General features: G+C 64.8%; 10 protein-coding genes and 3 pseudogenes. All 13 read right to left on the bottom strand.

Going from position 1 to position 12,844, the window contains the following annotated elements; all coding sequences use genetic code 11:
* Positions 1-6 precede the first annotated feature (6 nt).
* Complete coding sequence (gene acpS, locus ACNANG_RS02420) at positions 7-531, bottom strand: holo-ACP synthase (protein ID WP_420227683.1); 525 nt, start codon at positions 529-531, stop codon at positions 7-9.
* A 29-nt stretch (positions 532-560) separates the two neighbouring features.
* On the bottom strand, positions 561-1,319 hold the full coding sequence (locus ACNANG_RS02425; RefSeq protein WP_420225845.1) for a pyridoxine 5'-phosphate synthase: 759 nt from the start codon (positions 1,317-1,319) through the stop codon (positions 561-563).
* A 46-nt stretch (positions 1,320-1,365) separates the two neighbouring features.
* Positions 1,366-2,220 (bottom strand): DNA repair protein RecO, encoded by an 855-nt coding sequence (gene recO / locus ACNANG_RS02430; RefSeq protein WP_420225846.1) that lies wholly within the window; start codon positions 2,218-2,220, stop codon positions 1,366-1,368.
* Positions 2,213-3,112, bottom strand: coding sequence for a GTPase Era (gene era, locus ACNANG_RS02435; protein WP_420225847.1), 900 nt, complete (start codon positions 3,110-3,112; stop codon positions 2,213-2,215). The genes recO and era overlap by 8 nt, the downstream gene beginning before the upstream one ends.
* Before the next feature lie 149 nt (positions 3,113-3,261).
* Positions 3,262-4,005, bottom strand: a pseudogene (rnc, locus tag ACNANG_RS02440) (ribonuclease III); the annotation flags it as partial.
* A 58-nt stretch (positions 4,006-4,063) separates the two neighbouring features.
* Complete coding sequence (lepB, locus tag ACNANG_RS02445; RefSeq protein ID WP_420225848.1) at positions 4,064-4,966, bottom strand: signal peptidase I; 903 nt, start codon at positions 4,964-4,966, stop codon at positions 4,064-4,066.
* 79 nt (positions 4,967-5,045) lie between these two features.
* Positions 5,046-6,838, bottom strand: a pseudogene (gene lepA / locus ACNANG_RS02450) (translation elongation factor 4).
* 171 nt (positions 6,839-7,009) lie between these two features.
* The gene (locus ACNANG_RS02455; protein ID WP_420225849.1) at positions 7,010-8,512 is read right to left on the bottom strand and encodes a DegQ family serine endoprotease; all 1,503 of its coding nucleotides are present in this window, start codon (positions 8,510-8,512) and stop codon (positions 7,010-7,012) included.
* Positions 8,513-8,582: 70 nt separating this feature from the next.
* Positions 8,583-9,590: a MucB/RseB C-terminal domain-containing protein gene (locus ACNANG_RS02460; protein ID WP_420225850.1), complete on the bottom strand. Its 1,008-nt coding sequence runs from the start codon at positions 9,588-9,590 to the stop codon at positions 8,583-8,585.
* Between the two features lie 38 nt (positions 9,591-9,628).
* Complete coding sequence (locus tag ACNANG_RS02465) at positions 9,629-10,234, bottom strand: sigma-E factor negative regulatory protein (RefSeq protein WP_420225851.1); 606 nt, start codon at positions 10,232-10,234, stop codon at positions 9,629-9,631.
* A gap of 147 nt (positions 10,235-10,381) precedes the next feature.
* Positions 10,382-10,980, bottom strand: a pseudogene (gene rpoE / locus ACNANG_RS02470) (RNA polymerase sigma factor RpoE).
* The gene (locus tag ACNANG_RS02475) at positions 10,977-11,498 is read right to left on the bottom strand and encodes a hypothetical protein (protein ID WP_420225852.1); all 522 of its coding nucleotides are present in this window, start codon (positions 11,496-11,498) and stop codon (positions 10,977-10,979) included. The pseudogene rpoE and the gene ACNANG_RS02475 overlap by 4 nt, the downstream one beginning before the upstream one ends.
* Before the next feature lies 1 nt (position 11,499).
* Complete coding sequence (fabF, locus tag ACNANG_RS02480) at positions 11,500-12,729, bottom strand: beta-ketoacyl-ACP synthase II (RefSeq protein WP_420225853.1); 1,230 nt, start codon at positions 12,727-12,729, stop codon at positions 11,500-11,502.
* Positions 12,730-12,844: the final 115 nt, after the last annotated feature.

Here is a 12,844-nt window from a genome sequence, read left to right on the forward strand (position 1 = left end):
TGGCTGTCACAGCGACCGAGGAATGACGGCGCCCGCCCCATCGCCCGCTGCCGTGTTGCTGGCCGGCTCGGCCGGCAACATCTCGACCACGACGTACGCCGCCGCCATGTCGGATTCGTCGGTGATCGAGACATGCGCCGCGCCAAAGCGCGCGTCATACCAGCTGCGCAGGGGCTCGGCCAGCACCACCATGGGCTTGCCACTGGGTGCGTTCAACGTCTGCATGCGGGTCCACACCATGGGCATGCGCATGCCCAGGCCGATCGCTTTGGAGAAGGCTTCCTTGGCGGCAAAGCGCGTGGCCAGGAAACGGATGCCGCGTTGCGGATCGCGGGCGCGGCGCGCGGCGAACTTGGCAAGTTCCTGCGGACCAAGAATCTTGCTGGCGAAGCGGTCGCCCCGTCGCGCCAATGCCCGTTCGATCCGGTCGATACGCAGCAGGTCGATGCCGACGCCGGCGATCGCGGCCGGACGCGCCTGCGGCGGGCCGTCCGAGGCCCCGCGGGGCTTGCCCGGGTCGCCAGCCGGCAGGCCAGCAGCAACGTCAGTCACCGCGCCCTTCAATGCGCGGGCCGCAGCAGCACGCCGCGCTGGGCATGCTGGCGCGCGGTCACCATCAGCGCCTTCATATCGCGCACGGCCGCCGTCCAGCCGCTGAACACGGCCTGGGCCACGATGGCATGCCCGATGTTCAGCTCGGCGATGCCCTCCAGTTCGGCCACGGCCTGCACGTTTTCATAGTGCAGCCCATGCCCGGCATTAACGCGAAGGCCATGGCGCACGCCCGCGGCAATGCCTTCGCGGATGCGGGCCAGCTCGGCGGCCGCCGCCGCGCCTTCCTGCTCGGCGTAGGCGCCGGTATGCAGTTCGATCACGGTAGCGCCCGCCCGCTGCGAGGCTTCGATCTGCGCCGCATCGGGATCGATGAACAGCGACACGCGTATGCCGGCGTCCTGCAATTGCGCCACCGCGGCGCGCACGGTGTCGAAGTGGCCCAGGACATCCAGCCCGCCTTCGGTCGTCAGTTCCTGGCGCTTTTCGGGCACCAGGCAGACGTCGTGCGGCTTCACGCGGCAGGCAATCGCCAGCATTTCCGGCGTGATCGCGCATTCCAGGTTCATGCGGGTGCGCAACTGGCCACGAATGGCGTCCACATCGGCATCCTGGATGTGCCGCCGGTCTTCGCGCAGATGCAGGGTGATCAGGTCGGCGCCCGCATCTTCCGCCATCAGCGCCGCGCGCACCGGGTCGGGATAGGAGACGTGGCGCTGCTGGCGCAGCGTCGCAACGTGGTCGATGTTCACACCCAGATCTATCATGTCTATCACTGCTCTGTGGTCTATCCGGCGCGTCGGTCCGGACGCGTCAGGGAAGGTAATCCTGCAAATCGCGCAGCACCTGCCGTGTGGTCAGGGGGCGCCCGCTCATATGATAGTCGAGCCGTTCCCGCAGCAGACGCCGCAGCTCAGGTTCCACCAGTGCATCATCGAAGCGGTGCTCGGTCAACGCCTGTAACACCCGGCCACTGACCGCCATGGCGGACCGCGACGCCCAGTTCTCGTCCATGGCGTCGTCGATGCGCGACGGCCCCGCTTCCAGGGGCAGGCGGTAGCGCTGCTCGGGGTCGATGGGCTCGCCCGCATCGGTCATGGACGGATCGAAGGCATAGCCGATCTCGCGCAGCAGCACCCATTCGAATTCCCGCAGCCCGGCGGACAGCCGCGGCTGCTCGGCCAGCCGCGTAATGGCGTCCACATAGGCGTCGTACAGGGCTTCGTGCGGATCGTCGCGCGTCAACAGGCGCAGCAGCAGCTCGTTCAGATACCAGGCCGACATGGCGGACGACCCCTGCAGCCGCAGCGGCGCACCCGACCATTCGGCACGGATCAGCGTCTTGATGTCCCCTGCCCCGCTCCACGACAGATTGAGCCGTTGGAAGGACACGAGCACCGACCGCAGGGCCGAGTGGGGCCGCTTGGCGCCCTTGGCCACCAACGCGACCCGCCCGTGCGACCGCGTGAACACGTCCAGGATCAGCGACGTTTCGCGGTAGGGGTAGCTGTGCAGCAGGAAGGCGGGCCGGTCTTCGACCCGGTTGGTCACGCGCGGCGCGCGCCGGGCCGTTTTCCTGGGCGAGCCGACGGCGTCGGCGCCGTCGGCCGGCGCCAGCCCTACCGGAGAGGCGTCGAACGGAACCGAAAAGATCGGCTCATCATTCATAACCCAGATCGCGCAATTGGCTTTCGCGGTCCGCCCAGCCCTTTCTGACCTTGATGTAGATCTCGAGGTGGACCGACGAGTCGATCAGCTTGGCAATGTCCTGCCGCGCTTCGGTGGCGATCCGCTTCATGCGCTCGCCGTTGGTGCCCAGCAGGATGGGCTTGTGGCTGTCACGTTCCACGATCACGCACGCGGCAATGCGCGTCAGCTTGGGCGTTTCTTCCCACTGTTCGATCACCACGGTCGACCCGTAGGGCAGTTCATCGCCCACCAGACGGAAGATCTTTTCGCGGATCAGTTCGCCGGCAATGAACCGCACCGGACGGTCGGTCAGGGTATCGGCCTCGAACATGGGCTCGTTCTCGGGCAGGCCAGCGGCGATTTCATTCAGCAGGTCGTCCAGCTGGCGCGACTTCGCGGCGCTGACCGGCACGACCGCATCGTACGCATGCTTGGCCATGACCTTGCTCACGAACGGGAACATCGCTTCGCGGTCCTTGAGCAGGTCGGTCTTGTTGATCGCAAGCACCGTGCGCGCCTGGGACTTCATCAGCGGCAGCAGATTGGCATCGCCATCCGACCACTTGCCCGCTTCGATCACGTGCACCACCACGTCCACGTCGGACAAAGTCTGCGTGACGACGCGGTTCATCATCTTGTTCATGGTGCCGCCGTGGCGCGTCTGGAAGCCGGGCGTGTCGACGAACACGAACTGATCGTGGTCACGGGTCAGGACGCCGTGGATGCGGTGACGCGTTGTCTGCGCCTTGCGCGACACGATGCTGACCTTGGCGCCGATCAGCGCGTTCAGCAACGTGGACTTGCCCACGTTGGGCCGCCCGACGATAGCCACGAAACCACAACGAAAGGCGGGGGAGGAATCTTCGGACATGCTCATTTCTTGGTCAGCGTAAGGGAAGCCTGGCGGTCATCGGCCGGGCCATCGTCGCGGGGGCCGTCGGCCTGGCGGTCGCCGGTGTGCGCCAACGTTGCCGCCTGCGGGTCCGCCATCGAAGCCCCGGGTGTATCGTCGGACGCGGCCTGGGCCACGGCCACCGGCAGCGACAGCTGCGCCGTCTTGCGGGCGCGCGGTGTGCGTTTCGCGGGCGCTGGGGCGGCCGTCAAGGCCACTTCCAGCGCCTGCTTGGCAGCCGACTGTTCGGCCGCGCGGCGGCTTCCGCCGATGCCGACCACCTGCACGTCCAGCTTGGGGATCGCACATTCGACTTCGAATTCCTGGCTGTGGGCCGCGCCGTGCGTGGCCACCACCGTGTACACCGGCAAGGCGATCTTGCGCCCCTGCAGGTATTCCTGCAGCAGCGTTTTGGCGTCCTTGCCCAGGGTCTTGGGATCCACGGTTTCCAGCACCGGCTTGTACAGCCGGGCGATCGCCTTGCTGGCGACGTCGAACCCCGCGTCCATGTAGATGGCGCCAAAAATGGCTTCGAGCGTGTCGGCCAGGATGGAAGGGCGGCGGAAACCGCCGCTTTTCAGCTCCCCTTCCCCTAACCGCAGGAAACGGGACAATTCGAGCCGCTGGGCAATGTCGGCCAGCGAGGCTTGCTTGACGAGATTGGCCCGCAGCCGCGACAGGTCACCCTCGTCGATGCGGCTGAAACGGTCGTACAGCAAGGAAGCGATGGCGCAATTGAGCACGCTGTCGCCCAGGAATTCCAGCCGTTCGTTATGTTTGCTGCTGTGGCTGCGGTGCGTCAAAGCCTGCTCAAGCAGGCTTTTGTTCCTGAAGCTGTAGTCGATACATTTTTCGAGCGTACTCAAGCTCATTCATGGGCCTTAGCGCCCGCCGCCGGCACGGAACCGGCGGGGGTGGTGATGAAGGAGATCAATGGAAGCGGCCTATCCGTTTGAGGTCGCCGAAATTCATCCAGACGAAGAACGCCTTGCCGACGATATTGCCCTCGGGCACGAACCCCCAGTAGCGGCTGTCGGCACTGTTGTCCCGATTATCGCCCATCATGAAGTAGCTGCCCGCCGGCACCTTGCAGCGTACCCCTTCCCGCGAGTAGGTGCACTGGTCCTTGTTCGGAAAGCTGGGAAACGGTTCGATCTCGGCCGGGCGCCGTTCCTCAATCAGGATCTCGTGCGGCACGCCGCCCAGGGTCTCGCCGAACAGGCCGGCGTACGACACGCGGTCGGGGTCGAAATACTCGCCCTTGGACACGGTCGGAACCGCCTGGCCGTTGATCGTCAGCCGCTTGTTCAGGTAGGCCACCTCGTCGCCCGGCACGCCCACGACGCGCTTGATGTAGTCGACCTGGGGGTCGGCCGGATAGCGAAACACCATGACGTCGCCGCGCTGGGGATCCGATACCGGAATGATCTTCTTGTCGATGATGGGCAGGCGGATGCCGTACGAAAACTTGTTCACCAGGATCAGGTCGCCGATCTGCAGGGTGGGCATCATGGAACCCGACGGAATGCGGAAGGGTTCGACCACGAAGGACCGCAGCGCGAACACGAACAGGATCACCGGAAAGAAGCTGACGGAATATTCCACCCACCACGGCATCTTGGCGGCGCGGTCCACCACTTCCTGGCGCCGGCGCGCGGCTTCGGCCTGGCCGCTGGATGCGCGGATGGCGTCGCCGTGCTGCCGGTCGAAATCGGCGGCGGCGGCGTTCATGCGGGCCTGGCGGGCAGGCCGCAAGGACCAGCGGTCCAGCGACCAGACGATGCCGGTCACGATCAACAGCACGAACAGGATCAACGCAAAATTCAGGCTCATGCCGCCGCTCCGGCCAAACTTGAGACAAAGCCGGCGCCAGCAACCCTGACGCCAATGCCAATGAAGGTCACACCACGCATCACTTGTCCTCGACCTGCAGAATGGCCAGAAAGGCTTCCTGGGGGATCTCGACGCTGCCGACCTGCTTCATGCGCTTCTTGCCGGCCTTTTGTTTCTCGAGCAGCTTCTTCTTGCGCGAAATGTCGCCGCCGTAGCACTTGGCCAGCACGTTCTTGCGCAGCGCCTTGACGTTTTCACGCGCGATCACTTCGGCGCCGATCGCCGCCTGGATCGCCACGTCATACATCTGGCGCGGAATCAGTTCGCGCATGCGCGCCGTGACATCGCGGCCACGGTAACGGGCATTGGCCCGGTGCACGATCAAGGACAGCGCATCGACCCGGTCGCCGTTGATCAGCAGGTCCACGCGCACCACGTCGGCGCTGCGGTATTCCTTGAACTCGTAGTCCATGGACGCGTAGCCACGCGACACGGATTTGAGCTTGTCGAAGAAATCGAGGACGATTTCGGCCAGCGGGATTTCGTACGTCAGGTGAACCTGGCGGCCGTGATAGGCCATGTTCAGTTGCGTGCCGCGCTTGGCGGTGCACAGCGTCATGACCGGGCCCACGTATTCCTGCGGCATGAACAGGACCACCGTCACGATAGGCTCGCGAATGTCGTCCAGCTTGCCGACCTCGGGCATCTTGGACGGACTGTCGACCATCACGATGCTGCCGTCGCGCTGCACGACTTCGTACACCACCGACGGCGCGGTGGTGATCAGGTCCATATTGAATTCGCGTTCCAGGCGTTCCTGCACGATTTCCATGTGCAGCAGCCCCAGGAAGCCGCAGCGGAAACCAAAGCCCAGGGCCTGCGACACCTCGGGTTCATACATCAAGGCCGCGTCGTTCAGCTTCAGCTTTTCGAGCGAATCGCGCAGCTGATCGTATTCGCTGGACTCCACCGGGTACAGCCCGGCGAACACCTGCGGTTTGACTTCCTTGAAGCCCGGCAGCATGGCGTCCGCCGGCTTGCCCGCATGGGTGACCGTATCGCCCACCTTGGCGTTCTTCAATTCCTTGATGCCGGCGATGATGAAGCCCACTTCCCCGCCGACAGCTGCTGGCGCGGCTGCGACTTGGGCGTGAACACGCCCAGGTGTTCGCACAGGTGGGTCGCGCCCGACGCCATCAGCTGGATCTTTTCCTTGGGCTTGAGGACGCCGTTGATCACGCGCACCAGCATCACGACGCCCACGTAGTTGTCGAACCACGAGTCGACAATGAGCGCCTGCAACTTGCCGTCGGGATCGCCCTTGGGCGCCGGGATGCGTTCGATCACCGCTTCCAGGATGTCATCGATGCCCATGCCGGTCTTGGCGCTGGCGGGGATCGCGTCTTCGGCGTTGATGCCGATCACTTCTTCGATTTCGCGCTTGGCGCCATCGGGATCGGCCTGCGGCAGGTCCATCTTGTTCAGGACCGGCACCACTTCGACGCCCAGCTCGATGGCGGTGTAGCAATTGGCCACGGTCTGCGCTTCGACGCCCTGCGAGGCGTCGACCACCAGCAGCGCGCCTTCGCAGGCTGACAGCGACCGGCTGACTTCGTACGAAAAGTCGACGTGCCCCGGGGTGTCGATCAGGTTGAGGTTATAGACCTTGCCGTCGCGCGCCTTGTAGCTCAGCGACGCGGTCTGCGCCTTGATCGTGATGCCCCGCTCACGCTCGATATCCATCGAATCGAGCACCTGGGCTTCCATCTCGCGGTCGGACAATCCGCCACAGCGCTGGATCAGGCGGTCGGCGAGCGTCGACTTGCCGTGGTCAATGTGGGCGATGATGGAGAAATTGCGAATGTGCTGCATGCGATCCGTTATGAATGAGGTAGCGGGCGGCGAAAAAGGGGCGCTACGCGCCCCGCCTGCGTGGTGTCGACCGGAAAGCCGGTGGACACCCGCCATTTTCCTGCCGCGACACGGCATTTTAGCCTTGCGCGGCCATGTGTGCCGGTTTTGCCGGCCCCGGCGCCCTTGCCCCTAGCGCGCCGGGCGCAGTGGCACCCACTGCGTCAGCTCGTCGCGGCGTACCAGCACGCCGTGCACCTTGCCCTTTTCGAGCTTGGAGACGATGCCGTTGAACTGCGACACGCCCGTGATTTCCGTATTGTCGAGCGCCAGCAGTATATCGCCTGCCTTGATCCCGGCACGGGCGGCCGCCCCGTCCACGGCGTCAACCTGCACGCCGCCGCGTATCCGCAGTTCCTTCTTGCGGGCGGCCGGCACTTCGGATACCACCACGCCCAGGGCGTTGGTCTTCTGCGCCGGCGCCGGCTCCTTGTCGTCGCCACGACCCGCGGCCGATGCGGTCTTGTCTTCCAGTTCCGCCACGGTAATGGTCAGGTCCTTGGTCGCGCCACGGCGCCACACCTGGATGGTCGCCTTCGATCCGGGCTTGGTTTCACCCACGGCACGCGGCAGGTCCGACGAACGGTCGATCGTCTTGTTGTTGAATTTCAGGACCACGTCGCCCGGTTCGATACCCGCCTTTTCGGCCGGGCTGCCCGGTTCGACCATGCCAACCGATGCGCCAGCCGTGCGGCCCAGGCCGATCGCATCCGCGACTTCCTTGGTGACTTCGCTGATCTGCACACCGATACGGCCGCGCGTGACGCGGCCCGTGGCGCGCAACTGCTCAACCACACGCATGGCGTCATCGATAGGGATCGACAGCGAAATGCCCATGAAGCCGCCGCTGCGCGAAATGATCTGCGAGTTGATGCCGACCACTTCCCCGCGCATGTTGAGCAACGGGCCACCGGAGTTGCCAGGGTTGACGGCCACGTCGGTCTGGATGAACGGCAGGTAATCGCCGGTATCCCGGCCCTTGGCGCTGACGATGCCGGCAGTCACGGTGGAATCCAGGCCGAACGGCGATCCGATGGCCACGACCCATTCGCCCTTGCGCAGCACGCTGGGGTCGCCGATCTTGAGCGGCGTCAGCCCGGTCGCGTCGATCTTGATCAGCGCCACGTCGGTACGTTCGTCGGACCCGATGACCTTGGCCTTGAATTCGCGGCGGTCGGTCAAGGTCACATAGATGTCGTCGGCGTCTTTGACCACGTGGTGATTCGTCAGCGCATAGCCATCGGCCGAGATGAAGAAACCCGATCCCACGCCACGCGGGACTTCCTGGCCTTCGCCGCTGTCGGGAACCTGGCCGCGCGGCGTGCGCGGGCCCTGGCCGCCGCCTCCTGGCGGATTGAAGTCGGGGCCGAAGAACCAGCGAAAGAGTTCATACGGGTCCTGCCCGCCCGGCGCGCCGGGAACGCCCGACGGGCCGCGCGCCACGGCCTTGGACGTGGTGCGGATGTTCACGACCGCCGGATCGGCCCGGTCCACCAGATCGGTAAAGTCGGGCAGCCCGCGCGCCTGCGCGTGCACCGTGGGGGCGACACCGACGAACAGGGTCAATGACGTTACGACGGCCAACAATGCCTTGCGCATATCGAGACGCGCCATCGGCAAGGACAACTCGAGCATGAAACACTCCGGCGAAGAAGAGAAAGCGAATACGGGTCAGCTGGACAGCAGGCGCACTGCGCCCGCCGGTTCAGGGGCGACGCGAAACAGGGTGATAGTCGACGGACGCGGCAACGCGCTGAATGGTTCCCAGCGGTGCCTCGCCGAGCACCGTGATCCAGTAATCGCCCAGCCTGCGGCCCACCACGTGGATGGCGCCTCGGGAACTCGACCCGACCTGTTGCGGATGCGCGTTGCTGAAGGGCTCGATGAAGATGGAGATGGCGGCGAGCCCGTCGGACAGCATGATCTGCTTGACGTTCTGCTTGCCGCCCATCGAGCGCTGCAACTGCGTGACGGTATGAAAACCGGCGGTTTCCGCCACCGACCAGCCATTGGCGGCCAGATCGGTCGGCGTCAACTGCGCACGGATGACTTTCCAGTCCTTGGTCGACCACTTGGGCTTGAGCTGGGCGGCGTCCACGTCGGCCCCCACCTGCAGCGTCATGAAAGCCACCTGCTCGACGACACCGACATCGCTCGACAGCGTTTGCGCACGAAGCAGCAGGCCGGAGCGGGTGTCCGCACAGAGGCGGTAGCCGTAGCGGTCGTTATCCTTGGGATGGACGTTGATGACCTGACAATCCCGGTCGGCAACGCGTTCGGACTGCGGGTCCACCGTGACGTGGTAGTTGGCGGCCAGTTGATCGGCCTTGCCCAGCATCAGCCCCGGAAAGCGATCGCGTGTGGTGCGCTTTTCGACCAGAATCGCCTTCTTGGCGGGAATCAGGCACTGGATGTCGTCGTTTTCACGCAGGAATTCGAGCGGCTGCCCATCGAGGATCTCGAGGCGCTCATGCTCGCCCTTGCCATCGGCAATGTGCGTCACGCGCGACGACTGCATCGACGCGCCCTGCTGATAGGTGAAGACACCCGTGTAATTCAGCTGTTGCGCCGAATTCTGGATGCGTTGAAGCAGCGACACGTTGGCCGCCGCGGCGGCATCGCCCTGCCCCTGCCCTGCGATCCCCTGTGCATGGACCGCCACCGCCAGCGCGCAGGTCAGCACCGCCACGAAGGGGCGTGCCGACAGCAGCACCGGCTGAACCCTGCCAATCCGGCTCGCCGCACTCGATATCAACGCTGTCCTGCCTCGGTATCGTAAGAGGTGGTGGAAACTTCGCGGATCGCGCTTTTGCCCGAGACTTGACGGTGCGCGTCGAGGTACTCGGCCAGCGATAGATCCGCGCCGGTCGACGCGTCGGCAGGCAGGATGCCGCCGTTCGGGGCCGCAGCGGGCGCGACCGGCGCCGACACTTGCGACACCATGCCCTGGCCAGGGATGAACGACGATGCGGTAAATTCGGCGGTGCCCGGCGCGGTGGGCTGCGAGCCAAAGTACGGCTGCGCCATCCAGGTAACGGACGCCACGGCGGCAGCCGCCGCCAGGCCCGGCAGACCGTAGCGCGTCATGAAGCGGCGCTGGGGCGCGCGGCGCGGCGCCGCGATGATCGGGGCTTCCTGGTCGAGCGCTTCAAGGAAACGGGCGTGGAAAGCGGCGGACACGGGCTGGGCCAGGTCGGGCGTGCGAAGAACGTCGCCGATCAGGTGGTAGGCGTCCCAGCGGGCCAGGCCGTCAGGCGTCGACAACGATGCCGGCAATTGGTCGCCGTCGAGGTCGGCTTCGGCGTCGAGGTACGCGGACAGCCATTCTGCCGACGACGAGGGATCTGACGAAGACAAATACGGCGCTGCCGTTGCGCCTTCAGCGTGGGTCGGACGTTGTTCCCGACGCGGTGTTACCTGCATTTGTTTACCCTCCGCCACCGGCGCCAACCGATGTGCTTGTTGCCAGTACGACTTGCCTGCACCCTCGTGACCTCAGCCGGCCTACCACCGCTTGTCGTCCTTGGTGCCCAATAATGGCCTGAGCCGGGTTGCTATCGCTTCACGCGCCCGGAAGATCCGGGACCGCACGGTGCCGATGGGGCAGCCCATCGACTGAGCGATATCTTCATAGCTCATGCCCTCGATTTCACGCAGGACGATCGCGGTTCTCAATTCCTCGGGCAAAGCCTCGATGGCAGAGTTGACGGTTTCCGCGATTTCCCGCGAGGCCATCATCGATTCCGGCGTGTTGATATCACTTAGGTTGTCGGTTTCGTCGAAAGTTTCACCGTCTTCGTTTTCATATTCAGATGGCGAGCTTGGACGACGCCCTGACGCCACGAGATGGTTCTTCGCGGTGTTGATGGCGATACGGTACAACCAGGTGTAGAACGCGCTTTCGCCGCGAAATTGCGGCAGGGCGCGATAGGCTTTGATGAATGCTTCCTGGGCCACGTCTTCGACCTCGCCCGGATCCCGGACGAAACGTGACAGCAGGCGCAGGATCTTGCGCTGATACTTCAGCATCAGCAGTTCGAACGCTTTTTGTCCCCGCGCTGGACGCGGGCGACCAGTTCGGCGTCGATTTCGCGTTCCGTCATGACGTTCCCAGCAGGCGGGGGTCGACGGCGGACGCAGGCACCACAAGGCCGTCGGGGCGCTGGGCCAGCCAGCCCGCCGCGACGCGCAGACGGCGCCACACCGGCGCGGGCACACTGTCTGACCAGATCGCCAGGCGAACGCGTTCCTGCCGGACGTCGCCGTCGAGGGACATCCAGCCCAAGGGCGAGACGGAAATGGAATGGGGGACGAAATGCAACCAGCCGCCGGCGGACTGTAGATGCCAATGGCCTCCGGCGTCGATGGCCAGCGCGGAAAAGCGCATCGGCAACGCACGGGAAGACCCGCTGGCCGCCACCATGCTGGCGGCGGCCGCGGCCAGGGCCACGATCCAGGCAATGGCCTGGCCGGAGCCCGCGGCCAGCAGCACCCAATACAGGCTGACCGCCCCCGCCGCCGATGCCGCGACGGTGGCGAGCCGGCCCAACGTCTCTGCACGCAGAGACGGTACTAACGACGTATGAACCTGCAAGCCGGCAAACGCCGCGGAATCGTTCAAATCAGACCTTGCGCACGATCATGGTGCCGTTGGTGCCACCGAAACCGAACGAATTCGAGATCGCCACGTCGATGTTCAACTTCCGGGCTTCGTTCGCGCAGTAGTCGAGATCGCACTCGGGGTCCTGGTTGAAGATGTTGATCGTCGGGGGCGAGATCTGATGATGCACGGCCAGCGCCGTGAACACCGCTTCGATGCCGCCCGCGGCGCCCAGCAAATGGCCCGTCATCGACTTGGTGGAGTTGATCACGAGTTTCTTGGCATGGTCGCCAAACGCCAGCTTGATCGCTTCGGTTTCGTTACGGTCGCCCAACGGCGTCGACGTGCCGTGCGCGTTCACATACTGCACTTCGTCGGCATTGAAGCCGCCGTTACGCAGCGCGTTCTGGATGCCGCGGCGTGGGCCGTCGCGATCGGGCGAGGTGATGTGATAGGCGTCGGCGCTCATGCCGTAGCCTGCCAGCTCGCCGTAGATCTTGGCGCCACGCGCCTTGGCGTGTTCGTATTCTTCGAGCACCAGCACGCCGGCGCCTTCGCCCAGCACGAAGCCGTCACGATCCTTGTCCCAGGGACGCGACGCCGTGGTGGGATCGTCGTTGCGGGTCGACAGCGCGCGGGCAGAGGCGAAACCGCCGATACCCAACGGCGACACGGTCGATTCCGCGCCACCCGCCAGCATGATGTCGGCGTCGCCGTATTCGATCAGGCGGCCGGCATCACCGATGCAATGCAGGCCGGTCGTGCAGGCGGACACGATCGAATAGTTCGGACCCTTCATCCCGTAGCGGATGGAGATCTGCCCCGAGATCATGTTGATGATCGACGCGGGCACGAAAAACGGAGAAATCTTGCGAGGACCACGATCCACGAATTCCTGGTGGGTCTCTTCGATACGGGGCAAGCCGCCGATGCCGGAGCCGACGACCACACCGATACGATCGGCGTTTTCTTCGGTGACGGTCAGGCCGCTGTCTTCCCATGCCTGCACGCCCGCCGCCACGCCGTAGTGGATGAACGTATCCATCTGACGGGCTTCTTTGGTGGACAGGTACTTGGTCAGGTCGAAATTCTTCACTTCACCCGCGATATGGCAGTTGAAGTCGGTGCTGTCGAAACGGGTGATACGGTCGATGCCGGACCGGCCGTTGACGATGTTGTCCCATGCAGTAGCGATGTCGTTGCCCACTGGGGAAACGATACCGAGGCCGGTGATGACGACGCGTCGCTTCACTGAAGACTCCTCAAGTGCGCGGAGAAAAAAGCGCGTTCGGCAACAGCCCAAACCGCCAGAGACGGGTATGAGGCCGCGCGCGGCCGAGCCGCAATAAAAAGATGAAGGCGGCCAA

It is taken from the genome of Pigmentiphaga litoralis (assembly GCF_048632615.1).
Lineage (GTDB): Bacteria > Pseudomonadota > Gammaproteobacteria > Burkholderiales > Burkholderiaceae_B > Pigmentiphaga > Pigmentiphaga litoralis_B.

Bases quoted from the DNA above. Each gene is read 5' to 3' on its own strand.
- recO (WP_420225846.1), bottom strand. From the start codon at position 2,220: ATGAATGATGAGCCGATCTTTTCGGTTCCGTTCGACGCCTCTCCGGTA.
- ACNANG_RS02425 (WP_420225845.1), bottom strand. From the start codon at position 1,319: ATGATAGATCTGGGTGTGAACATCGACCACGTTGCGACGCTGCGCCAG.
- ACNANG_RS02455 (WP_420225849.1), bottom strand. From the start codon at position 8,512: ATGCTCGAGTTGTCCTTGCCGATGGCGCGTCTCGATATGCGCAAGGCA.
- era (WP_420225847.1), bottom strand. From the start codon at position 3,112: ATGTCCGAAGATTCCTCCCCCGCCTTTCGTTGTGGTTTCGTGGCTATC.
- lepB (WP_420225848.1), bottom strand. From the start codon at position 4,966: ATGAGCCTGAATTTTGCGTTGATCCTGTTCGTGCTGTTGATCGTGACC.